The 25003-nt window shown below is 52.1% G+C and carries 23 protein-coding genes and 2 rRNA genes; 15 read left to right on the top strand and 10 right to left on the bottom strand.

Translation table 11 applies throughout. The features are described 5' to 3' along the window. The first annotated feature begins 376 nt into the window (after nucleotides 1-376). The 7 genes from HX448_RS00565 to HX448_RS00535 all read left to right on the top strand — a co-directional run bounded on the left by HX448_RS00565 (nucleotide 377) and on the right by HX448_RS00535 (nucleotide 3240). Nucleotides 377-850, top strand: coding sequence for a VOC family protein (locus tag HX448_RS00565; RefSeq protein WP_102331173.1), 474 nt, complete (start codon nucleotides 377-379; stop codon nucleotides 848-850). A gap of 80 nt (nucleotides 851-930) precedes the next feature. Next, the gene (locus HX448_RS00560; RefSeq protein WP_102331172.1) at nucleotides 931-1413 is read left to right on the top strand and encodes a hypothetical protein; all 483 of its coding nucleotides are present in this window, start codon (nucleotides 931-933) and stop codon (nucleotides 1411-1413) included. 23 nt (nucleotides 1414-1436) lie between these two features. Next, nucleotides 1437-1886 carry a peptide-methionine (R)-S-oxide reductase MsrB gene (gene msrB, locus HX448_RS00555; protein ID WP_102331171.1) on the top strand — a complete coding sequence of 150 codons (450 nt, stop codon included), beginning with the start codon at nucleotides 1437-1439 and terminating at the stop codon, nucleotides 1884-1886. A gap of 32 nt (nucleotides 1887-1918) precedes the next feature. Beyond that, a complete protein-coding gene (locus HX448_RS00550; RefSeq protein WP_102331170.1) occupies nucleotides 1919-2332 on the top strand; it encodes a DUF3096 domain-containing protein in 414 nt (137 codons plus the stop codon). A gap of 20 nt (nucleotides 2333-2352) precedes the next feature. Beyond that, complete coding sequence (locus HX448_RS00545; protein ID WP_102331169.1) at nucleotides 2353-2682, top strand: hypothetical protein; 330 nt, start codon at nucleotides 2353-2355, stop codon at nucleotides 2680-2682. A gap of 39 nt (nucleotides 2683-2721) precedes the next feature. Next, entirely contained in the window at nucleotides 2722-2901 is a 180-nt protein-coding gene (locus HX448_RS00540; RefSeq protein WP_102331168.1) for a hypothetical protein, read from the top strand. 33 nt (nucleotides 2902-2934) lie between these two features. Beyond that, nucleotides 2935-3240, top strand: a complete 306-nt coding sequence (locus tag HX448_RS00535) for a hypothetical protein (RefSeq protein ID WP_102331167.1) — start codon at nucleotides 2935-2937, stop codon at nucleotides 3238-3240. Between the two features lie 72 nt (nucleotides 3241-3312). Here HX448_RS00535 and rrf read toward each other — a convergent pair. Continuing rightward, nucleotides 3313-3430 (bottom strand): 5S ribosomal RNA (gene rrf, locus HX448_RS00530). Between the two features lie 90 nt (nucleotides 3431-3520). Next, a 23S ribosomal RNA gene (locus HX448_RS00525) occupies nucleotides 3521-6472 on the bottom strand. A 381-nt stretch (nucleotides 6473-6853) separates the two neighbouring features. On the opposite strand from HX448_RS00525, the gene HX448_RS00520 reads away from it, so the two are divergent. The 3 genes from HX448_RS00520 (at nucleotide 6854) to gltA (ending at nucleotide 9853) form a co-directional block, all read left to right on the top strand. Then, a complete protein-coding gene (locus HX448_RS00520) occupies nucleotides 6854-7423 on the top strand; it encodes a nuclear transport factor 2 family protein (RefSeq protein ID WP_102331166.1) in 570 nt (189 codons plus the stop codon). A 166-nt stretch (nucleotides 7424-7589) separates the two neighbouring features. Then, nucleotides 7590-8420 (top strand): sulfide/dihydroorotate dehydrogenase-like FAD/NAD-binding protein, encoded by an 831-nt coding sequence (locus HX448_RS00515; protein WP_102331165.1) that lies wholly within the window; start codon nucleotides 7590-7592, stop codon nucleotides 8418-8420. Between the two features lie 8 nt (nucleotides 8421-8428). Next, nucleotides 8429-9853 carry an NADPH-dependent glutamate synthase gene (gene gltA, locus HX448_RS00510; protein ID WP_102331164.1) on the top strand — a complete coding sequence of 475 codons (1425 nt, stop codon included), beginning with the start codon at nucleotides 8429-8431 and terminating at the stop codon, nucleotides 9851-9853. Here gltA and HX448_RS00505 read toward each other — a convergent pair whose 3' ends face one another. The 6 genes from HX448_RS00505 to HX448_RS00480 form a co-directional block, all read right to left on the bottom strand. Continuing rightward, the gene (locus tag HX448_RS00505; protein ID WP_102331163.1) at nucleotides 9854-10378 is read right to left on the bottom strand and encodes a CopD family protein; all 525 of its coding nucleotides are present in this window, start codon (nucleotides 10376-10378) and stop codon (nucleotides 9854-9856) included. A 136-nt stretch (nucleotides 10379-10514) separates the two neighbouring features. Continuing rightward, nucleotides 10515-12032, bottom strand: coding sequence for a reductive dehalogenase (locus tag HX448_RS00500; RefSeq protein WP_190259882.1), 1518 nt, complete (start codon nucleotides 12030-12032; stop codon nucleotides 10515-10517). 306 nt (nucleotides 12033-12338) lie between these two features. Beyond that, the gene (locus HX448_RS00495; protein ID WP_102331162.1) at nucleotides 12339-13661 is read right to left on the bottom strand and encodes a radical SAM protein; all 1323 of its coding nucleotides are present in this window, start codon (nucleotides 13659-13661) and stop codon (nucleotides 12339-12341) included. 138 nt (nucleotides 13662-13799) lie between these two features. Then, nucleotides 13800-15365, bottom strand: coding sequence for a reductive dehalogenase (locus HX448_RS00490; RefSeq protein ID WP_102331161.1), 1566 nt, complete (start codon nucleotides 15363-15365; stop codon nucleotides 13800-13802). 243 nt (nucleotides 15366-15608) lie between these two features. Then, complete coding sequence (locus HX448_RS00485) at nucleotides 15609-17135, bottom strand: reductive dehalogenase (protein ID WP_102331160.1); 1527 nt, start codon at nucleotides 17133-17135, stop codon at nucleotides 15609-15611. Between the two features lie 282 nt (nucleotides 17136-17417). Further along, on the bottom strand, nucleotides 17418-18944 hold the full coding sequence (locus HX448_RS00480; RefSeq protein WP_102331327.1) for a reductive dehalogenase: 1527 nt from the start codon (nucleotides 18942-18944) through the stop codon (nucleotides 17418-17420). Nucleotides 18945-19342: 398 nt separating this feature from the next. On the opposite strand from HX448_RS00480, the gene HX448_RS00475 reads away from it, so the two are divergent. The 4 genes from HX448_RS00475 to HX448_RS00460 all read left to right on the top strand — a co-directional run bounded on the left by HX448_RS00475 (nucleotide 19343) and on the right by HX448_RS00460 (nucleotide 22163). Further along, nucleotides 19343-20485, top strand: a complete 1143-nt coding sequence (locus HX448_RS00475) for a PAS domain-containing sensor histidine kinase (RefSeq protein WP_102331159.1) — start codon at nucleotides 19343-19345, stop codon at nucleotides 20483-20485. Then, the gene (locus tag HX448_RS00470) at nucleotides 20466-21158 is read left to right on the top strand and encodes a response regulator transcription factor (protein WP_102331158.1); all 693 of its coding nucleotides are present in this window, start codon (nucleotides 20466-20468) and stop codon (nucleotides 21156-21158) included. Before HX448_RS00475 ends, HX448_RS00470 begins: the two co-directional genes overlap by 20 nt. 113 nt (nucleotides 21159-21271) lie before the next feature. Further along, complete coding sequence (locus HX448_RS00465) at nucleotides 21272-21559, top strand: DUF370 domain-containing protein (protein WP_076003261.1); 288 nt, start codon at nucleotides 21272-21274, stop codon at nucleotides 21557-21559. Then, nucleotides 21549-22163: a guanylate kinase gene (locus HX448_RS00460; RefSeq protein WP_226846788.1), complete on the top strand. Its 615-nt coding sequence runs from the start codon at nucleotides 21549-21551 to the stop codon at nucleotides 22161-22163. The genes HX448_RS00465 and HX448_RS00460 overlap by 11 nt, the downstream gene beginning before the upstream one ends. A gap of 39 nt (nucleotides 22164-22202) precedes the next feature. Here the strand turns inward: HX448_RS00460 and HX448_RS00455 are convergent, their stop codons facing one another. Continuing rightward, nucleotides 22203-23129 carry an inorganic phosphate transporter gene (locus tag HX448_RS00455; RefSeq protein ID WP_102331156.1) on the bottom strand — a complete coding sequence of 309 codons (927 nt, stop codon included), beginning with the start codon at nucleotides 23127-23129 and terminating at the stop codon, nucleotides 22203-22205. A 125-nt stretch (nucleotides 23130-23254) separates the two neighbouring features. After that, nucleotides 23255-23881 (bottom strand): DUF47 domain-containing protein, encoded by a 627-nt coding sequence (locus HX448_RS00450; RefSeq protein WP_102331155.1) that lies wholly within the window; start codon nucleotides 23879-23881, stop codon nucleotides 23255-23257. Nucleotides 23882-23981: 100 nt separating this feature from the next. Here HX448_RS00450 and HX448_RS00445 point away from each other — a divergent pair, with 100 nt between their 5' ends. After that, the gene (locus HX448_RS00445; RefSeq protein ID WP_102331154.1) at nucleotides 23982-24941 is read left to right on the top strand and encodes a cation diffusion facilitator family transporter; all 960 of its coding nucleotides are present in this window, start codon (nucleotides 23982-23984) and stop codon (nucleotides 24939-24941) included. Nucleotides 24942-25003: the final 62 nt, after the last annotated feature.

The following is a 25003-nucleotide window of genomic DNA, read 5'->3' as shown; positions in this document are numbered from 1 at the left end:
CTAGCGGGTGAAGAATTTGGCTGATGCCGGGCTCCGATAGGAAGCGCCGGTGCCAACAACCACCTGGATCCGGACTACTCGACTGAATGTGACGAGACTTCAAAATTGAAGGCCGTTAAGAAGAGGAACTCCAGGAACATGCCCCTCTTCTTTTCCAACTCCCCCAGCCAACAAATAGTGCCTTTCACAGATGAAATTAGGTAAATCTACCAATTACGTTAGTCGTCCAGCGGCGATATTCTCTTCATGGCGACGTAATCAGGCGCCCGAGGGGAGGGGCTCTGAGCGATAGGACAAGCTCGAATTCACAAACATATCTACAGCGGAAAGGGATTTGGGGAATCAACGGGGAAAATAAGGAAGGGAGAGTAACAACATGCTAGGTAACAAAATAGCGTACGCGGTTCTGCCCGCGGTTGATATCAAGAGGGCGCGGAAATTCTATGTGGAAAAACTCGGCTTGAAAGTGATGATGGAAGACCCGTCTCCGGGCATTATGCTCATGGCTGGCGAGGGCTCCATGATCTACCTCTATCAGAGAGGGCCTACCAAGGCCGACCACACCGTCCTGGAGTTCAAAGTGGATGACATCGACGCCGAGATGAAGGACCTCCGGGACAAGGGCGTCAAATTCGAAGAATATGACATCCCCTCAATGGGCATCAAGACGATCAACGGCGTTGCCACCATGGGTTCCGGTATGGATACGGAGAAAGCTGCCTGGTTCAAGGACTCCGAAGGCAATATTCTGGGCTTGGGGCAGATGTCACAGGCCGTTATGGACAAAGCCATGATGCAAAAATCCATGATGGAAATGGGCACGCCTCAAAAAGCATCAATGAGGAAATAAGCGACTTTTTGAATTCATGCCAGGCTGCTAGGGGCGGAGAGGGAATTTCGGGCTCTGAGGAAGTGAAAAAGGAGAATTGGATGGCTACTAAAAACGCCTCAACGGAAATCCTGCTCGATGGTGCTCAGATGAGCATCGCCTCGATGATGGCCGCCATTGCCGGGTTCTTGAAAGAAAAAGGAATCCCCCTGAAGGAGTTCGTAAACTATTTTGGTAAACAATTCGAGGGTGCCTGGGCTGATCTGGAAGGCAGAGGGGTTAATGAAGTAATGGACCACTTCCTGGACCTGGAAGTTCTTCCTATGGGCGCCGAAGTAATCTCCAAGCAGGCAAGCCTTGAAAAAGCCGAGGTCACGTTGACTTCGCTGCCGCCCAGGAAAGTGCTTGAGAGGTTCGGCACAACCCCCTCGGAACTTCTCAAGGGTTTCGGCGTTACCGAGCGCCAGTTCGCCTCCATCTACGATTCGTTCATTCCTGCCGCCAAAGCCATCGGATTAAAATTCAGCCATCATGCGCAGGACGGCCATGAGGTACTTGTCCTGGAAAAGGCTCGCCAGCGCTAAATCGACCGTTGAAAGGAAACAGGATGGACGATACCGTCCGTATCTACGACGCTAAAAAGAAAACAGTCGAAGCCGTCGCCAGGATCGATAGGACCGATGCCGAGTGGCAGAGGCTGCTAACTAAAAAACAATACGAGATCACCACCAGGAACGGTACCGAGGCTCCCGGCAGCATGACTTTCGATGACGTCCATGGACCGGGCGTCTTCAAATGCGTCCGCTGCGGCACCGACCTGTTCAAATACTCTACGAAGTTCGAATCAGGCACCGGCTGGCCAAGTTTCTACGAACCAGTCTCGCCCCTGAACGTCGTGTTGCAGCCCGATCACTCGTTTGGCATGACCCGGACCGAGGTCCTGTGCGCCCGGTGCAGGTCGCACTTGGGACATGTCTTCGATGACGGACCGCCACCCACCGGCAAGCGCTATTGCATGAACGGGTACGCCCTGAGATTTGTGCCCGATAGCCAGTAGATGCGTAATGAACATTTTGAGCAAGGAGTGAAATGAAAATCATCGGCTTCCCGGACATGGCTGGCCTGGTCCCGGGCATAGTTCTCCTACTTGTGGGTATTCTTATACTTATCTTCCCCAAGATTATAAACTACCTTATTGGGGCCGCGATGATCCTGGCCGGTATCGGTTGGCTTGCCGGGGGTAACCCCCTGGCTGGGATTGTTTCGATCCTATTCGGCATCCTGGTTTTCATTTTCCCGACGATACTGAACTATCTCGTCGCGGCTTACCTTGTGTTAGTCGGCATCTGGCTGTTGATTAATAGCGCGGTGATCATCGGCATAATTTCGCTGTTGGCCGGCATCATCATACTTTTGGCACCCGAAATTCTGAACATCCTTTTTGCAATCTACTTGATCGTGGCGGGCGCGATAGCCATCGGACATTACTATGGCTGGTTCTAAATAAGGTGGGGAGGAATAATATGGCCCAAATTGAAGTCCATCGTAAGGCTTACACCAGAAAAGATGGTACCCATGTAAAAGCTGCGACTTATTATGCGAAGGATAGAGGCGAGCCCGGAAAGACACCCGAGTCGCAGAAATGGTATCAACACGGGGTCGACATGAACTGGAGCAAAGACATGGTGGCTGAAACCCGGCGCAGACATGCCCTCGAAGCCCATAAAGGCGATGAACTGGCCACCGCCAGATCGCTGCAAGCACTGGCCAATGTTACTACCGATTCAGCAACCAAGAACAGAGCCACTGCCGATGCCGACTACTTTTTCTCCAGGCACAAAGAGAATAAATAATAGCGTTCGATTCTGATTTGGAAGCGAGGTCGAAAGAAGATGCCTTACCGCATTGAGCGCCGAGAAGGCCACAAGAACTCAAAGGGCGAATCGGCCCCCTGGGTCATTATAAACAAGGATCGGGAAGAGGTTGTCGGTAGCTCGGCTACCAAAGAGGACGCCGAAGCCAGCATCCGGGCTAGGTTAGCCGGAGAGCACGGCGGCTTCGCCAAAAAATAAACCGATAAATATTTACTACTGTAAGGAGGAAGAATGTCACTTTCGCGGTTGGGTTACACGCTGGCACTGATCGGTGGCATATTGATGATCGTGTTCGGCATTCTCGCCGTGGCACAATCTACGTTCAGGGTTGCCTTTTATGGATGGGGCTTCTTCAATGGTGGCTTGATCACTCTTCTTGCTGGTATTATTGCTGTCATTGGCGCCAGCCGAGTCCGTGAACTGGTCTGGGCGATCATCTTGATCGTGGTCGGACTCATTGGCGGCGGTTTGGGCGGACTGCTCGTTCTCATCGGCGGCATCCTGGGACTGGTCGCATCGATTTCAAGGCAGTCTTGATCCGATAATCATTCCCAAAACCAAAAAGCCCGTCAGTGAGACGGGCTTTTTCATTTAGAAATATAAAAAGTCCCCTGGCAATGGCATATTTTCCCCAAGGGGTCGCCCCCTCAGTATCGTCTGCGCTGACGCGTTTCACGGCCGTGTTCGGGATGGGAACGGGTGGGACCACGTCGCTCTTATCACCAAGAGACTTTTTAACGAAAGTAAGCTATTAAGTTTTTAATCTGAACTTCTAATCTGATACCGCCACTTGTTTTCGGTTACCTCAACTCTGAAGCAAGTCAAGCCCACGACCATTAGTACCAGTCAGCTGAACACGTTACCGTGCGTACACCTCTGGCCTATCAAGCAGGTAGTCTACCTGCGGTCTTACCCTCTTGCGAGGGAGGGAGATCTCATCTTGGAGCCAGCTTCGTGCTTAGATGCTTTCAGCACTTATCTGAACCGGACTTGGCTACTCAGCAGTGCTCCTGGCGGAACAACTGATACACCATTGGTCCGTCCTTCCGGGTCCTCTCGTACTACGGAAAGCCCCCCTCAAATCTCCGGACGCCCACCACGGATAGAGACCGACCTGTCTCACGACGGTCTGAACCCAGCTCGCGTGCCGCTTTAACCGGCGAACAGCCGGACCCTTGGGACCGATTTCAGCCCCAGGATGCGACGAGCCGACATCGAGGTGCCAAACCTTGCCGTCGATGTGAACTCTTGGGCAAGATAAGCCTGTTATCCCCGGGGTAGCTTTTATCCGTTAAGCCACGGCCTTTCCACGAAGGGCCGTAGGATCACTTTGCCCGACTTTCGTCTCTGCTCGACTTGTTGGTCTCGCAGTCAAGCCTCCTTATGCCAATGCACTCTATGGGTGATTTCCATCCACCCTGAGGAGACCTTTGGGCGCCTCCGTTACTGTTTGGGAGGCGACCACCCCAGTCAAACTACCCACCAGGCACTGTCCCCCGGCTTGCTCCGAGGTTAGAGGCTAGATTCATCAGGAGTGGTATTTCAACGTTGGCTCTGCCAGAGCTAGCGCCCTGGCTTCACAGCCTCCCACCTATCCTACACGAGATAAACCCAGTCTCAGTGTCAAGTTGTAGTAAAGCTCCACGGGGTCTTTTTGTCCAGTGGCGGGAAACCCGCATCTTCACGGGTATTTCAATTTCGCCGAGTCCCTCGTTAAGACAGCGTCCAGGTTGTTATGCCGTTCGTGCGGGTCGGAACTTACCCGACAAGGGATTTCGCTACCTTAGGACCGTTATAGTTACGGCCGCCGTTCACTGGGGCTTCGGTTCAAAGCTTCGCTTGCGCTAACCTCTCTCCTTAACCTTCCAGCACTGGGCAGGCGTCAGCCCCTATACATCAGCTTACGCTTTAGCAGAGACCTGTGTCTTTGTTAAACAGTCACCCGGACCCCTTTATTGCAGCCCTGAATAATCAGGGCACCCCTTATCCCGAAGTTACGGGGCTAAATTGCCGAGTTCCTTAACGAGGGTTATCTCGATCACCTTGGGACACTTACCCCCACCTACCAGAGTCGGTTTGCGGTACGGGCGCCACTGTTTCAACGGCGACGAGGGTTTTCTTGACGGTATGGACTCAGTTAAATCGCCTTGGATCTCTCCGCAACTTCCTCCAGCCTTCAGCTTATCGCGGGAGCGGATTTACCTGCCCCCACACGCCTTTGACTGGTGACACACCATGTCCAATGGGTATGCCTAACCTATCCTTCCGTGTTGCCCCTTCGCCTCTACAGCGGCGGTGCTGGAATAATGACCAGCTGTCCATCGCTCTACGCCTTTCGGCCTCGGCTTAGGCCCGACTAACCCTACGCGGATTAACCTTGCGTAGGAAACCTTAGGTTTACGGTGGGTGTGTTTCTCACACACCTTGCGCTACTCATGCCGGCATTCTCTCTTCCCCCCGCTCCACCATTGTTCACACAACAGCTTCGCTGCAGGAGGAACGCTCCTCTACCATCCTTCCGAAGAAGGATCCATAGCTTCGGTGACAGACTTGAGCCCCGTTGGGTTGTCGGCGCAGGGCCACTTAACCAGTGAGCTATTACGCACTCTTTAAAGGGTGGCTGCTTCTGAGCCAACCTCCTGGCTGTCTGGGTAGTCCAACTTCCTTTGCCACTTAGTCTGCACTTAGGGACCTTAGCTGATGGTCTGGGCTGTTTCCCTTTCGACTACGGAGCTTAGCCCCCATAGTCTCACTCCCGGACTTTGGCTTATGGCATTCATGGTTTGGTTGAATTCGGCAGGATCTCTCCCACCTAGTTCATCCAGTGCCTTACCTCCATAAGCGAACATCCGAGGCTGTACCTAGATACATTTCGAGGAGAACCAGCTATCCCTGGGTTCGTTTGGCATATCACCTCTATCCACAACTCATCCAATAGCTTTGCAACGCTAATTAGTTCGGGCCTCCACTCCGAGATTATCGGAGCTTCACCCTGGTCATGGATAGCTCACCCAGCTTCGGGTCTAATCTGTGCAACATGACGCCCTATTCAGACTCGCTTTCGCTACGGCTCCGCAACGTAGTTGCTTAACCCGCTACACAGATTAACTCGCCGGCTAATTCTTCAATAGGCACGCCGTCACCCCGATAAATCGAGGCTCCGACTGCTTGTAAGCACACGGTTTCAGATCTATTTCACTCCCCTCTCGGGGTGTTTTTCACCTTTCCCTCACGGTACTAGTCCACTATCGGTCATCAAGAGTATTTAGCCTTACCATGTGGTCATGGTTGATTCCCACAGGATTCCGCGTGTCCCGTGGTACTTAAGAACAGATGAGGAGCCTAGCTCTTTCGCTTACTGGACTATCACCATCTGTGGTGGCTCTTTCCAGAGACCTTCTGCTAGAGTTCGGTTGGTAACTCCTTTGCCCGTTTAACACCGGGCGTTATCTGTCTTACTACCCCCCAGAAGCTTAGGCCGTTAAACCACTGAGCTTATGGAGTTTGGGCTGTTCCCGTTTCGCTCACCGCTACTTCGGGAATTTTTTATTTTCCTCGGGGTACTGAGATGTTTCACTTCCCCCGGTTACCTCTACTCAGCCTATGTGTTCGGCTGAGAGTGTCCCGATTTTATCGGGACGGGTTGCCCCATTCGGAAATCCCCGGTTAAGCTTGCTAGACAGCTAGCCGAGGCTTATCGCAGTCTTGCCACGTCCTTCATCGCCCCTTGATGCCAAGGCATCCACCGTGCGCTCTTTCCCGCTTGACTTGCTTCAGATTTGAGATAACCTATTACTTTTTTGGCGGTATTCAGTTTTAAAGGTTCAGTACAATAAGAAACGGCTTGGCGTTTTCACCAAGCCGTCTTGGTTAACACCGTTAGTGCGCTTTATGTTGCTCTATCAAACATCATTATTTTCAAACGCGAAAGATATAATAGCACAGGCTTCAAGGCCGTGTCAAGGCCCCTATTAGCTTTAGGTGGAGATGGTCATTAAAAATTTTCAGCTCTTTCACCAAGGGATTGCTGCCAGCCAGTTCGGAAAAAGTCCAGCCACACGAAAATCGCCTTACGTTCCAGCTTGACATCGAAGCCTTCTTTATCCTATAAAAGTACTTTGTGACTATTCCTTTATAAGGGGGTTTTACCTTGAGAGCCGACAACGAAACCAGGAGCATCATCAATAATCTATTAGAGCAGTACAAGGCGGCAGTTGAATCCAGGAATGCCGACGCTATTATTGCTCTAACAACTAATGATCCTAACATGCTGAACATCGGACCCGGCAAAGATGAGATGAGCATCGGCACTGGTCAGCTGAAAGAATACTACCAGAAACTGTTTGCAACAGCTGACACGGTCACTCTGAAATACGGCTACACTACAATCAAATCCAACGGCAACGTCGCCTGGGTCTCCAGCCATTTATGGGAGACGTTGAAAAAAGGTGCGAACCGCCAACTTGCGCTCGACATGCGCATGACCGCCGTTTTTGAGAAGATCGAAAACAAATGGGGATTCAGCGAGATGCACTTCTCGATCCCATCGGAAGTGAAGATGCCCGAGCCCTCGGCTGAAGAGAAGGCCGCCGAGGAAGCCGCCGCCGCCGCCGCCAAAGCAGCGGAGGAAGCCAAAAAGAAGGCCGAAGAAGACAAGAAGAAAGCGGAGATGAAGGCCGACGAACCCCCGACCGACCAATCATTCTTCGATTATTACTAATAGTAAAGAGGTCGATCAGAAAGGGAGCTAAAGGGCTCCCTTTCTATTTTCAGGCAACCATTCGATCGCTGAAATCCTCAAAGCTTGAACGCAGGCCATTATAATGATAGATTATTACCGTCCTTAGTTCTTTAGGACTAATTCCGTCAAATGGCGAGAGCTATATTTGTATCCCATAATCTCAACCGAAGAATTGGTGCCCAGGGTTCGGCTTTACCGGATATCCGCACCACGAATCGCTAAAAAAGCCGCCGCCGGCCAGTTTGTTATCGTGCGCGTTGGTGAAAATGGCGAGCGCATACCCTTGACCATCGCGGACTGGGACGCCCATGAAGGCAGCATCTCCATCGTTTTCATGGAGGTCGGCACCACCACCACCAAGCTCAGCCGCCTTCAGGATGGAGATGCCGTCGTCGATATCGTAGGACCGCTCGGCAATCCCACCGAAATCGAAAATTTCGGCACCGTCTGCCTTATGGCTGGCGGTTTCGCCACCGCTACCATCATGCCGATCGCACGGGCCATGAAAACCGCCGGTAACCGGGTGGTTACCATCGTGGGGGCCCGTAACAAAGACCTGCTTTTTTGGCGGGACCGGCTTTCCTCCGTGTCGGACGAACTGATCATTACCACCGACGACGGATCGGCGGGGCGAAAAGGTGTAGTCACCGAGCCAATTAAGGAGATGCTGGAGCGCGGCGAGCATATCGATCGTGTTATCGCCATCGGTCCTAGCATTATGATGAAGTTTTCAGCGCTGACGACAAAACCCTTTGGGATAAAAACTATCGTATCGATGAATCCGATTATGATCGATGGCACCGGCATGTGCGGTTGCTGCCGCGTTTCGGTCAACGGACAAACGCGTTTCGCCTGCGTCGACGGACCCGAGTTCGATGCCCACGCAATCGATTGGGACAATTTCATGGCCCGCCAGCGCACTTATGTCGAGGAAGAAAAGCGGTCCTTGGAAATCTGCCGGTGTCCAAAGTCTTGACGTGCTAAATGAACGAAAAAGCAAGCGTTAAAAAAGCCAAAGCCAAGATCGATTTGAATCGCGTCGCCATGCCGAAGCAGCGGGCAGAGTCGCGGCGTCAGAATTTTTCGGAGGTCGCGACCGGGTATACTGCTGATGATGCTACAAGAGAAGCTTCGCGTTGCATCGAGTGTAAAGCCCGCAATTGCGTGGCTGGTTGCCCGGTAGCTATCGACATTCCACAATTTGTCTCGGCTGTTAAGACCGGGGATTTCGCGACCGCTGACAAAATCATCAAACAGACCAACGCTCTGCCGGGGATCTGTGGGCGTGTTTGCCCCCAGGAATCCCAATGCGAAGCGGTTTGCAGCCTGGCCAAGAAAAAGGCCCCGGTCGCCATTGGCCGTTTGGAGCGCTTTGTGGCCGATTGGGAACTAAGTCATCGCACAGATGCACCAACCACTATTGCTCCCTCAAGCAACGGTAAAAAAGTAGCCGTCATCGGTTCAGGTCCCTCCGGTTTGACCTGCGCTGCTGAATTGGCGAGGCTCGGCCACGCTGTCACAATTTTTGAGTCTCTTCACGTTGCTGGCGGTGTCTTGATGTACGGCATTCCAGAGTTCCGGTTGCCCAAGAGCATTGTTCAAACAGAGATTGAATACGTCAAGAGCCTCGGGGTCGAGATCGTTCTGAACGCGGTTGTTGGCAAAACCTTCACCATCGACGAACTTTTCGAAGACGGCTTTCGGGCTGTCTTTTTGGGCACGGGAGCGGGGTTGCCCCTTTTCCTAAATATCGAGAATGAGAATGCGCCCGGGGTTTATTCGGCCAACGAATTCCTGTCCCGGGTCAACCTTATGAAAGCCTACCGTTTCCCAGAATTCGATACGCCTCTCAAGGTCGGCAATGAAGTCGCTGTAATTGGCGGCGGAAATGTCGCCATGGATGCCGCCCGTTGTGCTGTCCGTCTCGGCGCGAAAGTCACGGTGGTGTACCGCCGGAGCCGTGAAGAAATGCCGGCCCGCCTCGAGGAAGTGGAAAACGCCGAAGAGGAAGGCATCAATTTCCTCTTCTTGACCAACCCAGTCTCGTTTCAGGTAGATGAACGGAAATGGGTTTCAGGAATGACCTGCCAGAAGATGACGTTGGGAGAGCCTGACGCCTCGGGCAGGCGGCGGCCCGTACCGATCGATGGCTCCGAATTCAACCTTCCTGTAGACATGGTCGTAGTCGCTTTAGGCACTCGACCTAATCCGCTCATTGCCCGGTCTGCGCCTGATTTGGCCTTTGCTAGCAAGGGCACGGTCATTGCCGACGAATCGACCGGCCTGACCAGGAAAAGCGCCGTCTGGGCCGGTGGTGATATCGTCACCGGATCGGCGACGGTTATCTCCGCGATGGGCGCTGGCAAGGCTGCGGCGCGAGATATCGATCGCTACCTCGCCTCGTTGTAACTACAGCAGACAACCAACCAAAGCCGCGGTTTCACCGGATTCCGGTAGTTCGGCGACTGTAACGATGATCAGCAAAACCGCGAGCCCCAAGGTCGCCAGCGCTGCAACAGCCAGCTTTTCCCGCCTCAGCAACCGTTCCTCCCCGAGTTTGTCTCCCCCGATGATAGCGGTGGCCATTCGCGGCAGGATGCCGTAAAGCAAAGTAAAACTTACCGCCAGCATTATAATCACGATGATATGTTTCAAAACTACCAGTGTCGCCCACGAATTATCGAAGAAATGACCAAATCCCGGGTAATTCTCGTTGGTCTCCATAAGGATCGTACCGGTAACGATAAAAACAGCGATTGCCGCCCATGTGATGGTCAGATAGCGTTTGCGTAACGTGGAAATAAAGCTGGCTCTGGCGGAGTCGGGAACAAACCGACGGAGACTGTTAAATGCGAGCAAGGTGTTGAACCACAGGCCAATCCACGTGACTATTGCCGACAAATGTATCCAAAGCAGTGGTACGGTATAATCCATGCTCTCGCCCTTTCTACCTCAATATACCACCGTGTTTCGACAAGTCTGACATCGCGTTCCGCGGCTGGACGGGCGCACAAAAAAATAAGAGGAGGCTCTTTCGAGCCTCCTCTTTGACCGATAATTTAAGTAAGAGCTATTTGCGGTAACCGCCATCCAAAGCGGTGAAGGTGCTGTTGATACCGAACTGGGGCAGGGAAGAATTCCACCATTCTTCCGGATCCTTGAAAGCGCCGTAGCCAAAGGTTCTGCCCATGGTGGCAAGGAAGGGATTGAAGATACCGACAGTAGGAATTGCCGACTTCAGTACCTCGTGGACCATTGCGCCTTCGCCGGTGGAGAAAGTGCAGTTCGCCGCGCAGGCGCTGCAGCCGGAACCGGGAATGGCTTCCTTGCTGTAGTTGTTGCAGGAGGAGCCGTTGAAATAGTAAACCTTACGTCCAGTGGCATGCTGGGTATCAGGTTTACCGTTGATCGCCGGCATTTCGTAGGTCGGTGGGCCGAAATCTAATTTTGGAATGGAATTAGACGGACAGGTGTCTGCGCAGATACCGCAGGTTTGGCAGAATTTCCACTTGCCGGCGTCTATCGGATGCGTCTCGGCCAGAGGCATATCGGTAATCTGAGCCAGATCGGTCGATCGGGGACCCCAGGCGGAAATCACCCAGTTGGTCATACGGGCATTTTCCGCCTTACCGGTCATGACGGCGACGCCGGGGGTCTGGAAGCAGTCGGTGCCATGGCCGGTACCGCCGAACATGTTGTAGCCCAGAGCCCTCATAAACTGGTAGGTGCTATAGAAAGCCATGTTGCGGGTGCCGGAGTTGGCTACCAGGTTCGACTTGGAGATCCTGGAAGGATATGTCCGGTCGGTCTCTCTCGGTTCAGGCCCGCCGAGATACAATACGTTTAGATCTTTGTTCGGGATTACCCATTTCGTGGTTGTGTAGTAAGGTTCGGCGACGTCCTCATATACGATAGGCCTGGCGGCTGAATCCGGTACATTTGCCGGATCAGTATCGATATATTTATCACCCGTCGCGCTGCCCTTTTCATTTTTAGCCACCAGCTTGGTGCGCCATTTGCTGTCCAGGTTGTTTGACCCGAGTTCTGCCATGCCGAACAGCCTGATGGCTGCAACCATCATCTTGGAGTTCTCTTCAGGTGTGCCCTGCCACTTGGGTACACCCAGTGATTCAGGAGTGGTCACGTTGATCTTTCCATCAATTTCGGGACCGAGAAACGACACAGACCACCGGTTGGCCTGGCTGAGACCGGTTCTGAGGGCTTCCCATTTGTGGCCGAAACCGGGGGTATTAGCCTTCATCCTCTGAGCCTGCAGTGCTGCTGAGGCTGCGCCGATCTTGAGAATATAGTCTTTGCCATAATACTTGGCGCGGATATTGGAACACTGACCCATATAACGGCGGTCGTACCGCTCCATCAGGTCCCAGTCCAGTTCAACTGCTGGATCGAGCCGTTCGCGCTCTTTAACGTACCAGGGATGTTTCTGCATGGAATCGCCGGATGCCGATAGTTCATCAAGATCATGGAAAGTCGGGGCAACCAAAGCGGCTCCGCCGACGCCGGCACCAGCCAGACCGAGGGCTTTCATGAATTGCCTTCGAGAAACCGTGCTATGGAACAGGGACATTTTCACACTCCTCATTTTATTTCTCTCAAATTACAATCTGTCACTTCAAAAGTAAATCCGCATTTATGCTGATTTATTTTTATTAATCTCCGATTTGTACGTAAAGATTAATTTATATTAATGTTCATTCTTAATAAAGCATCTGGGGAAGGATATTTAAAACAAGAAGGAGCCTTTATGGGGAGCCTCCCTAGACCGTTGAGGCTAGATGTCCTGCTCTAAACGGCCGTTGCCGTTATTGGCTTCAATTAATAGGATGATGGGCAGTTTTTAGGTCTTGACATGATATCGGATATTTAGGAACGGTTACTTACTAACTAATTTGGGCGGTACGGAGGTCTGGCTCGGGCAAGAAATGAAACCCGCCCTATTTTGTTCGGCACAATAAGACGTCCCTTCCTTTAAATTAGGAGCAACGACGTGAGTAATAAAATCCCCGATCATCCGCATGAAAACCGGATCATGAGCCCGATTATTAGCATCGATGGCGTAGTGATAAGCCGCGGTCCAGTCTCCGGATTTCGAGGCTGCTACCGCGGCTGCAAAAGTCGCCAGGTCTGTTTTTGACCAGAAACTAGCTTTTTTATAAAGACTTAATGCCAGATCTGCGTTTCCGGCTTCGATAGCCTGGTGCATTGTTTTCTCTAAGGTTGCAGCGCTTAAATCTGTTTCACCCGGTTGCCCATAGCCATGGCAGGCCAGGCAACCACCATAACACCGGCCTTTCTGAAAGTGAGGGCACTCAGCGCAATAGTCAAAACAGCCGGTACCCAGAAATTGGGTGTCGAGATGCTTCATGAACCAGTCTTCAATCTCTTTTTCCGAGTGAAAATCGGTCAACTTAAGCCGAACTGATTTGGACAAAGCAAAGCAACGCAGAACTTCGAGTTCTGGAGTAACGTCGAGCACCGGGGCGCAGGGTCCCATGCCTGAAGCAGTCCCGGGATGATACTGCCTGATCCACGCCAGGTCGCTGTCCTTGAAAAAACATAGCGGTACAGGACAATCAAGATTGGCTTCGAGGTTCAAGGCTGCTGCTTTTCTCAGCATGACCATACAACGTTCGGCAAGAGCAGGGAATTCCGTTGTAGGCACGACTTTCGATTCAATTCCCCGAATCGGATTGGCGACCGTCCAGGTGAACCTTGACAATCCGAATTGCCTAGCCAAGTTGGGAATAAAATCAGGATCGAAATCCAGGCGCCATACGTTGAAACCGATGGAAACCTTGAAGCCTTTTTTCAGAGCGGCTTCGACGTTATTGATCACTTTATTGAGATGCTTCGGATTGCGGTAGTCCCTTGGCTCATTGATATTGAAAACGATCGAGATCTCCTGGGGAGGCAGTTCATCCAGGAGTTCTTTATTGAAAATGCCGCCGCTGAGAATTCGTATAGAAGTACCAGGTGAAGCCTGGCGGAACATTTTCACAATTGTCGATAGCTTGGGATGGAGAAATGGCTCGCCTCCCAATAGCGATAGGTAGTCCAACCTGGAATTGGATGCCCATTTCACAAACGTGGCAACATTCTCGAGGGAAATGGCGCCTCGCCTACCGTCTTCGCGTTCTGCGGATTCAAAGCAATAAGGGCAGGAGTTTGAACAGGCTCTCGTTAAAACAAGGTTCATCTGCAGCCTTTACCCCAAATTATGACAGCAGTAAATAATACAATAGTGAACAAGGTATGTTAAACGGAAGATTTAAATGGGTTCCTCCGGTTAAATGCGGAGGAACCCATTTAATTTTGTCAGGATTCGGAAATTCGTTTAGCCGTAGCTGGTATGAGTCGCAAAGAGAGCGGAGTTGAAGCCATAAGACGGTCGGGACATATCCCACCAGGTTTCAACCGCTTCTCCTTCAAGCATGTTGTACCCGAATGTCTCATGCATGGTGGCGAAGAAAGAATTGAAAAGGGGCGTGGTGGCTGCTGTACCTTTTACAATCGCGTGAATCATGCCGAGGTTGGCGCCATTGAACACGCAATTGCCCCAGCAGCGGTTGCAAACAGCAACTGATCTCACGTAAAGCTGGCATGTAGGCATATCGGTCCAAAAGCTCTTACGGCCTAGCTTGTGGAATTCGCCACCGGCGTCCTGGCGCAGAGTTGACCAGTAAGGAGAGGTAAACTTTTCGACAGGCGTGGTGGCACTTGGGCGGACATCGTAGGAAGGTTCGCCATCGCCCTTCCTTTGGATCGAACCAGAAGGGCACTTCTCTGCGCAGATGCCGCAGGATTGGCAGAACTTCCAGATGCCGGCATCAATCGGGTGCGAGTTCGCCAGTGGCAGGTCGGTCAGCATATCGAACAGGCCGCCATAAGCGCCGTAAGTGGGGTTAATGGCCATAATAGAATGGCGGGAGTTTTCAGCCAAACCGGTCAAAACGGCAGATGCGCCTGATGGCATGCAGCGGTAAGGGACATCAGCCATGCTCTGGTAGCCGAGACCATGGATGAAGTCCTGGGTGCAGGTGGTTGTTTCGCGCCGCATGCGGTAGCGCGTTTGGGCAGTCTGACCGAGTTTCGTCGGCCGGCGCCGGTTGAGTTCAAGGTCATGGGGGATCAGGTAGCTGATCGAATGAAGCTGAATTCCATCCGGGATCGTTGTGATGTTGTCGGTTGGACCCGACCACGTAAAGGTAGGCTGGTTGGCAAAAACGATCGGTTTGATCGTGGACGACTTCGGTTCCTTGTTATAGTCCCCAACGGTCGGGTTATCACCCGAGAGGCCGACCAGGTTTTTGTTCAGTTCTTCTGCGCCGAAGTCCATGGCTCCAAAGAACACCATAGCCGCCCGCAGCATCTTAAAACCTTCTTCCGGGGTACCGGTCCACTTGGGCACACCGAGCTGCTCGGGCGTCTTGACCTTCTTGCGTCCGAATTTATCAGCTTCGCAGGTTGGGATAACGCCGCCGACGCCGCCAGTAACACCGGCCAGTGAGATACCCGAATAAGTACCACCGTTGGCCGCGCTGAGAGCCAAATCACGTAACAAGTAACCCGGCTCATTGGCTTTACACCGGTCAACATCAGGCGCTTCGGTCTTGGCCATGGCGTTGTATTTCTCAAGACCGACATACCTGGCGGTAACCGCTGCGGACTGTGTGGAATGACCGCCATGAACGCGCTTTACCAGGCTCCAGTCCATTTCAACGGTAGGTTCATGAACTTCCTTGATCCACCAGGCGCGTTTGCGTTCGCCGCCGGATGCTGCCAGCTCGTCTAGGTCATGGAATGCCGGGGCGCCAGCCATAGCGCCCATGGCTCCGGCGCTTACGAGGCCGAGGCCTTTCATGAATTCTCGGCGACTGACTGTGCTGTGGAAACTAGACATCCTCTTCTCCTTAATATTATTTACTTTTAAGTAATTTACTATTATGGTATTGTACTGTAAATACGCATCTATGCTGATTTTTTTTTATTAATCTGCATCCAAAGCTAATGATTAATTTATCTTAATGTTTTCTGTTATCGGTAGATCAGGCAAAGCTTTTAAGAAAACGAACGGCGGTTGGTATGTACATAAAAATGAGGGCAGGCTCTATAGCCTGCCCTCATTACCGACAGCAGAATTAATTTAGTATCCCATGTCCTTTGCGTAGACTGTGGAATCAAAGCCGTATGCTGGCAGTGATGAATGCCACCACCTTTCAATCTCTTCTTCCGTCTTCATACCATACCCCATCGTGGGATGCATGGCCGAGAAGAAGCTGTTGAACAATGGTGTGATGGACGCTGTTGCCTTGACCACCTTGTGGATCATGGCTCCATTAGCTCCGTTGAAGACGCAGTTGCCCCAGCAAACATTGCATCTTTCCCCATTCATATTTCGTCTTACCCAAAGCTGGCATTGCGGCATATCGGTCCAGTAGGTTTTCCTGCCGAGTTTATGAAACTCCCCTTCCGTCCGAATGCCTTCCCATGGCAGAATATGAGCTTTGGCCTCATGGCTCGGGGTGACTTCCCAGCTCGGATCCCCCTCGCCTTTTTTAACGATCGAATTAGACGGGCAAAGGTCAGCACAGAGACCGCAACTCTGGCAGAAGCGCCAGATACCCGCATCGATCGGTTTGGTGTGCTCTACCGGCAGCGTGGTCAACAGATCGAAGTAACCGCCAAAAGCACCGAATTCAGGACTGATGGACATAATGGAGTGCCGTGCGTTTTCGGAAAGGCCACCAAGTACTGCCCCGGCGTTAGAAGGTATGGCACGGTATGGCTCATCAAGCATACTCTGGTATCCCAACCCTTGGATGAAGCCTTGTGTGCAGGCACGTGGTACCTCACGTAAACGATAACGGGTTTGGGCAACACCGCCCAGCGTTCCGGGACGCATCCGGTTCAATTCACTGTCCTGGGGGATCAGATAGGTAATGCTATAAAGAGGCACATTGGGCAGATAAGTTATACCCGTCGTTTTGTCGAAGCTGAACTTCGAATTGGTTTTGGAGAATTCAATCGGCTTTGTTACCGTGGTTGGAGGTTGTTTGTCGTAGTACGAAATACTCGGATTTTCGCCGGTCAAACCGATTATTTTCATATGGTGCTCATCGATGGCTGCCGTGCCGATATCCGCTGCACCGAAGAAAACCATGGCCGCCCTAATCATTATGGTCGCCTCTTCAGGCGTACCCGTCCAATTTGGAACCCCTCGCTCTTCGGGGGTTTGGACTTTCTTCTGGCCGAATTTAAGATCGGATGCCGTATCACCGAGGGCGCCGGAACCGATGCCATTGGCTGAAGCTAAGGCCTGATCGCGTAATCGGTAGCCAGGCTGATTAGCCTTCATCCTATCGGCGGGGCTTGGGCCAGTTGCTACTTCGGCATTGTACCTATCCAGACCGGGATAAGCCGCGACGATTGCGGCTGACTGAGTGCTATAATTGTAGTGGCGCTTCATTAAGGACCAGTCTATTTCAACGGTTGGTTCGTCGACTTCCTTAACCCACCAGGCACGCTTCCGAGTGGACACGCCGGATGACATCAATTCGTCCAGGTCGTGGAAGGCTGGGGCAGCTGCCATTGCACCACCGATACCGGCACTGACCAATCCCAAACCTTTCATAAAATCGCGGCGGGTTACTGTACTATGGAAACCAGACATGATTTTCTCCTTTCGAGTAATTACTTCTGAGTTATAGGTTACAACATTGAGCTCAAATGTAAATCCGCATTTATGCTGATTTATTTTTATTAATCTAAACTGTAAAGCTTAAGATTAATATATCTTAATCTTTACCGTCGAATATTAAAGGGCTTTCAAATTGAAATTGAAAAGGGAGAGGGAGTTCGATAAGAATACCTGCTATTTGAGAAAGGATTGAAATAATAAAAGAGGGGCAGGCTTTAATGGCCTGCCCCTCTCCTTTCCGAAATGCTATTTCTGCTAGTAACCCATGTGCGTGGTGTACATCGTTGAGTCAAAACCGTAACTGGGAAGCACCAGATCCCACCAGTCTTCGATAGGAGCTCCTTCCTTGACCCCGTAGCCAAAATTCGGATACATAGCGGCGAAGAAACCGTTGAACAAGCTAGTGGCTGAAACCGTACCTTTTACCACATTGTGAATCATAGCTCCGTTGGCGCCATTGAATACGCAATTACCCCAACATACGTTGCAGGTCGCTACGCTCCTCACGTAGAGCTGGCAGGTCGGCATGTCCGTCCATAATGTCTTCCGGCCCATCTTGTGGAATTCGCCGCCGGCGTCCTGACGTAGAGTCGACCAATACTCTCCGGTGAGTTTATCAACCGGGTTGGTTTTTGAAGGTCTGACTTCCCAGGAAGGCTCGGCTTCACCTACTTTGGTGATCGATTCGGAGGGACATTTATCAGCACAAAAACCACATGATTGGCAGAAGCGCCAGATGCCAGCGTTTATCGGTTTGGTGGGCTCCACCGGCAGGGTAGTCAATAGATCAAAATAGCCTCCGAAAGCGCCGACTTCGGGACTAATCGCCATAATTGAGTGTCGAGCGTTTTCAGCAAGGCCACCAAGCACTGCCCCGGCGTTGGACGGAATGCCTCGGTAGGGCTCATCTAGCATGCTCTCATATCCAAGTCCCATGACGAAAGCCTGGGTGCAGGCTCGCGGCACCTCGCGCAAGCGATAGCGGGTCTGGGCTAGGCGGCCTAAGGTCGTCGGGCGCAGGCGGTTCAATTCAGGATTTTGAGGCTGCAGCCATGTTATTCCGTACAGTGGCACATTAGGCAGGTATGAAATGCCGGTCTTAGAGTCGAACGAAAAATTAGGTTTATCGTAGAATACAAGGGGCTTAGTGGAAGTGGTTGGCGGCTCCTTGTGCATATATCCAGTACCCTGGTTTTCGCCCGTTAAACCTATAAGTTTTTGGTGATGTTCATTGATCTCGGATGTAGCTATGGCTGAGGAGCCGTAGAACATCATTGCTGCCCGAAGCATCTTGGTCGCCTCCTCGGGAGAACCTGTCCATTTTGGTACGCCGAGTTGTTCGGGAGTCTTAGCTTTGACCTGACCGAACTTCAGATCGGATGCCGTATCCCCCAAGGCTCCTCGGCCGATGTTATTGCCGCCGCTCAAGGCTGAATCACGCAACTGGTAACCCGGTTCATTGTCTTTCAACCGGTCAATATCGCTCTTCTCGGTTTTATTCATATCGTTATAGGCATCCAGCCCCGGGTAGCGGGCAACAACGGCCGCGGATTGGGTACTATGTCCGCCGTGGCCGCGTTTCATGATGCTCCAATCGATCTCAACCGTAGGCTCGTCAATTTCCTTTACCCACCAGGCACGTTTGGGTTTTGAGCTGTCTGAAGCTGTTAATTCATCGAGATCGTGAAAACTCGGTGAAACGAGAGCAGCAGCGCCCGTAGCGGTTAATCCAAGACCCTTCATGAAATCGCGTCGGGTGACGGTGCTATGAAAAATAGACATCTGGATTTCCTCTCTTTCTTGTGTTCGTTTTATTATTCGCAGTCTTCCCCGCGGCCAACCGGTCTTTCCCGGTCGTCAACCTGCATGCAGCCTCCATTGCTTTGTTTGCTGGGCTAAACATTTATTTGTTAGGTTGCTTTTCAACTTTAGTTGATTCATTAAGTAATCTGATATGATCATTGTCTTTTATGAGTCAACTTAGCAGTATTATGGCATCTACTATACTGATTACATCGTTCTTTAGTACTAGTACTATGCTGATTTATTTTTGTTAATGCGACATTTATATTAGGAGATTAATTTATCGTAATCTTTTTGGCTGGATTAAATATGAGGTATTTTTTGTGATATGATGTTGCGAAAATCCTCACAAAACAAATCCACTTAAAGGAGCGTGGATGGCCCAAAATTCTCCAGGCTCGGACATTTATCAGGTTATTTTCAAAAACAACCCTGACCCCATTATTTTTTGTAGCGTTAGAACTTTCACAATCGAGGAGGTAACTCCGAGCGCCTGTTCGTTATACGGATATGCCCGGGAAGAAATCTTACGAGAGAGCATATCCAGAATCGTCGCGCCCGAAAGTTTGGAATCCTTGAAAAAGATGTTGTTAGCGATCCCCGAAGGGGTTCAAGCATCCTTCGACGCGACTCTTGTTTCACGACAGGGAAGACTTTTTCCAACAGAGATTAATGCGCGCCTCTTTGAATTTAATGGCCAAAAGGCTGCTGTGCTTGCTTGCCGGGATGTCGGCTTTCGCAAAGGCACAGAAAAGCAACGCGAGGATCTCCTACAACAGGAAATCAAGCTCCGTGAAAAATTCCAGGCTGACAAAGATATGCGGACCAACTACACCCGTGCCCTGGTTCACGAGCTGAAAACACCTTTGACCTCACTTATGGCTTCAAGTGATTACCTGGTGTCTCACATCCGGAAAGAACCGCTACTCAGCTTTGCCAAGAACATCAACTTCGGCGCCAAAGCCGTCAATCATCGTATCGATGAGCTGCACGACCTTATCAGATTGGAACTTGGCACCCTCAACCTTGAATTCTATCCCGTTAATCTTCGGCAATTGCTTCGGGAAATCACAGAATTTGTTAAACCGACCGCCGAAAGAAGCGAACTGGCTTTCAGCCTCGAACTGCCTGCCAGGCTGCCCCGGGTCTGGGGAGACCGCGAACGCCTGCAACAGGTGATTATGAACCTGCTCAACAACGCCTTCAAATACACACCCAAGAAGGGTTCGGTCATCATGAAAGCGTCCGTACAACCGGGCGAGTTGGTCGTTGAAGTCAGGGACACAGGCTGCGGCATGTCGCCTGACACCCAAAAGGCATTGTTCCAGCCGTATGAACGTCGTGATCCAGGTCAACAGCGGAAGGACGGACTTGGGTTGGGATTGGTAATAACCCGGGCAATCGTGGAAAGGTACAAGGGCAGGATCTGGGTGGAGAGCGAACTCGGTCGGGGCAGCCGTTTTTTTGTAGCCCTGCCTACCGTTAAAAAAGGGGAAAAGAATGAAAGCGCTGATAATTGATGACGACGACGGCATCATCCAGCTGGTTTCCCTCTGTCTTGGCGTAATCTGGCCCGATATCAAGATCGTCTGGACTCACCTGGGCGGAGAGGGTTCGGAACTGGTAAAAACCGCTACGCCTGATCTGGTCGTGCTTGATCTTGGCTTGCCTGACATGAGCGGCTATGACGTTCTGAGGTCGATCCGATCTTTTTCCAAGGTGCCCCTAATCGTGCTAACCGTCAGAAATGAAGAAGTCGACGTCGTACGCGCTTTCGAACTGGGGGCCGATGACTACATCGTGAAGCCGTTCCGCCAGTTTGAGTTTTTGGCCCGCGTTCGTTCGGCGCTCTCCCGGTTCGTGCCTCAGCCGGCCAGGGGAGAGGAACTCAGGCTCACCTTCGGTGATTTCCACTTCGATGCCTCACTGCGGAGGTTGGATTACCGCAACAGGTCCATCGATCTCACCTCCACGGAAAGCGTCACCCTGCGTATCTTGTTGGAAAACGCTGGAAACGTGGTCAACCACAAGACTATCGCTCAGCAGATATGGGGCCATCCGGTCCCCGACGATGTTAAGATCATTCGCGTCTACATCAGACATCTTCGCGAAAAAATCGAGACCGACCCCAATAACCCCAGTTTGATCCTCACCAAAGCCGGCGAAGGCTACCTGTTAGCCAAGACTAACTAAGAAACAGGTGAGTCGCCCCTGCCGGAACCTGAGGGGTTGAGTTCTGTTATGTTGCCCCATGCTAGGCACAGGGTATAAAATATTAAATACTTCCCGCGAATCAAGAGGCAGAAATGGCGATCGAACTGGTCCATGTCGGCTTTGGTAATATCCTGGCGATGAATCGCCTTATCGCTATCGCCCCGCCCGGCTCCGCCCCCATCAAGCGCATCATCCAGGAGAGCCGCAACAAGGGTACGTTGATCGATATGACCAACGGCCGGAAAACCAAGGCGGTGATTTTTACCGATTCGGGTCACGTGGTTTTAGCCGCACTGGCACCTGAAACCATCACTGGCCGCGTCAGTATTGGCCGCGGTGCCATGAAGACGGATGTTGCCGAGGTACCGCTTGACCTTTAGCCCGCCCCGGCCGGCTCCGGTCCTGCTCATACTTTCAGGACCTTCAGGAGTTGGCAAGGACGCCGTGCTCGAGCGGATGAAGGAGCGCCGCCTGCCCGGCCTCAAATTCATCACTACCATTACCACCCGGTCCCAGCGCCCCCGGGAAATCGACGGCAAAGACTACCGTTTCACTACCCAGGCCGAGTTCAAAAAGGCGATTGCCCAAAACGAACTCCTTGAGTGGGCTGAGGTTTATGGTAATTTTTATGGCGTGCCCAAGTCCGCAGTTCGTGAAGCATTGAGACATGGTTCCGACGTCATCGTGAAGGTGGATGTCCAGGGCGCAGCCTCGATCAAAAAGATCGCCCCTGAGGCAGTATTCGTTTTCATGCTGCCGCCTTCGTTGGAAGACCTGAACTACCGGCTGTCACGCCGCTTAACCGAATCGCCGGAGACTTTAAAGAGGCGGCTCGAGACAGCGCCTGAAGAGCTCAAGCAACTACCTGCGTTCGATTATTTCGTGGTCAACCATGACGGCAAAATCGATCAGGCGGTTTCGGAGATCTCGGCCATCATCGCCGCCGAAAAATCGAAGGTTCACCCCCGCCGGATTGACCTGTAAACGCCGGGCCTAGCCGCATCGGACGATCCGCTTTAACCCCTAGAATATTAGGTTCAGGATCCAGAACAACAGGGCAGCGATAATCCCCGCCGCAGGGATGGTCATGATCCAGGCCCACACGATGCGCAGAGTCACTCCCCAGCGCACGGCGCTAAGGCGCCTCACCGAACCTACGCCTGAGATGGCTCCGGTGATCACGTGAGTGGTACTGACCGGGATCCCGAGATGAGTGGCCGTAAAAATACTCACCGCGCTGGCGGTCTCGGCGCAAAAACCGTCGATGGGCGCTAGTTTGGTGATCTTTTGTCCCATCGTTTTCACGATCCGCCAGCCGCCGCTCAATGTCCCCAAAGCGATCGCCGCTTGAGCGGCCAGAACGACCCAGAGCGGGATGTCGAAAGTCGAAATCACCCCTCCGGCGACCAGCAGGCTGGTGATAATGCCCATGGTTTTTTGAGCGTCATTGCCGCCGTGCCCCAGGCTATAAGCCGCCGCCGAAAACATCTGAGCCACCCTGAAGAACCTGTTTATGACCCCCGGAGGGTTCCGATAAACGATCCAGGTCGTCGCCACGCGTAGTATAAATCCGAGGGCAAGTCCTATAGTCGGAGCCAGTACGATAAAGATCAGAGTCTTGTACCAGCCAGCCATAAGGATGACTCCAAAACCGGCGTGGGCGATCGAGGCCCCGGCATAGCCACCGATAAGGGCGTGAGACGAACTGCTTGGCAGCCCCAGGTACCAGGTGATGAGGTTCCAGGATATTGCCCCAAGCAAGCCAGACAGGATTACTGTCGGCGTTACCGTATTAATATCGATCATGCCGCTGCCAATGGTCTTGGCAACTGCGGTACCGAAAACCAGGAAAGCGATAAAATTAAAGAAAGCTGCCCAGGCTACCGCCTGCCGCGGGGTCAGGACCCTTGTAGAAACGATGGTGGAAATGGAGTTAGCCGCATCGTGCATGCCGTTGGTATAGTCAAAGGCTAACGCTATGAAGATGATAAAAATGATAAAAGCTAAGTTAGAGTCTATGTTTCAAACCTTCTTTTCAAGTTTGGGGTAACTGGATATCAATCACACTAAATGCTTTAAGCGTTTTTAAGGGCTACGCCTTCGAAAACGTTGGCTACATCCTCTGCGCGGTCGGTGGCACTCTCCATGGACTCGTAAATCTCCCGCCATTTGATGATATCGACCATATCGTATTCCTCGAACAGTTCGACGAGAGCGGAACGGTATGCCTGGTCGGCGAGATTCTCAAGCCGGTTAATCTCGATGCAATGCTCCAGGAGCTGTTTCAGCCCAGCCTTTTGCCGAAGTTTGGGAGCGGCTGCCGCGACTTCCTTGGTCGCTTCGAGAATGATTCCCGCCAGTTCCTTGACCCTTTCTCCGGGTTGGCCGACTTTGTAAAGAAGCATGTAATCCGCTGCCGAATGAATGAAATCGACCACGTCGTCCATGGAGTGGGCAAGCAGCGCGATGTCTTCCCGGTCGAAAGGGGTGACAAAGCTGCGGTGTAGCATGGCGATGATTTGGTGGGTCACCGAATCGCCGGCGTGTTCCAATTCGACGATCTTCAGAACTTTTTCATGGATGTCACTCCAATTGTTTACCAGGTCTTTCAACGCCTCCGCGGTCTTGACTATGTTGGCAGCGCTGACTTCGATAAGATCGAAGAATTTTTCTTCTTTGGGGATGATGGAAAATTTAGCCATTTTGCCTCCGGCGCTGATTACACCAATCTTCCTATTGTTGATATGATAATGGCGTAGAGGCAAAAAAACAACAGCGAATCTCGGAAACTGAGCCTAAAACATGCACCAGCACGATCATAGCCACCATGCCGTGGGCTCCCGTTTAATTCTGGGCATCGGTCTTTCGAGTATTATTCTCATAGCCGAAGTGATCGGCGGACTGATTTCCAACAGTCTGGCTCTGTTGTCGGATGCCGGGCACGTCCTGGCCGATATCGTTGCCCTTTCTCTATCGGCTTACGCACTGCGCCAGGCGCAACGCCCGCCCTCGCACCGCATGACTTTCGGCTACCACCGCATCGGCGTCATCGTCGCCATCGTAAATGCCCTAGCCATATTCGCCATCGCCGGGATCATTTTCTATGAAGCCGTCAGGCGTCTGCAATCCCCGCCGGACGTCGACAGTTCGGTGATGCTGGTCGTCGCTGTGCTCGGCCTGGTAGCCAATCTCATCGTCGCCTTCTGGTTGCGCGAAGCCCGAAAAGATAGCCTCAACGTCAAGAGCGCCTTCTGGCACGTGCTCGGCGATGCTCTGGCCTCAGTCGGTGTCATCCTCGGCGCCATCGTCATCAAGGTCACGGGGCTCGCCGAAGCTGATGCGGTGATATCCATCGTCATCGGTCTGATCATTGCGGTCTCGGCCTGGGGTATTCTTTCGGAGGGTGTTTCGGTGCTTCTCGAATCCACGCCGGCTCATATCGACCTGAATGAACTGGCAGGGAGCATCCGCGACCTCCCTGGCGTCAAGGAAGTCCACGACCTTCACGTTTGGAGCTTGACTCCCAACCTCCACGCCCTTTCCAGCCACATCGTAATCGAAGATCGCTTAACCTCGGAGACCGCTCTGGTCCGTGCCGAGGTGGAGAAGCTCTTAGCTGATCGCTACGAGATTAACCACACTACATTACAGCTTGAGTGTCAGTCCTGCTGCCCTGGCGGCCAACTATGCACCCTTGAGCCTGGTTCATGCCCCTTGACACCCCATGATGAAGCGGAATATCACCACGACGAGAAGAAATAATCGTTAAAATAGTCTGTTGAGTTAAAAGCCGGTGCCAATTTTATGGTTGACACTGACCGGGT

This window comes from Dehalogenimonas etheniformans, from assembly GCF_014672715.2.
GTDB lineage: Bacteria > Chloroflexota > Dehalococcoidia > Dehalococcoidales > Dehalococcoidaceae > Dehalogenimonas > Dehalogenimonas etheniformans.
This window is presented reverse-complemented; position numbering and strand designations above follow the sequence as displayed.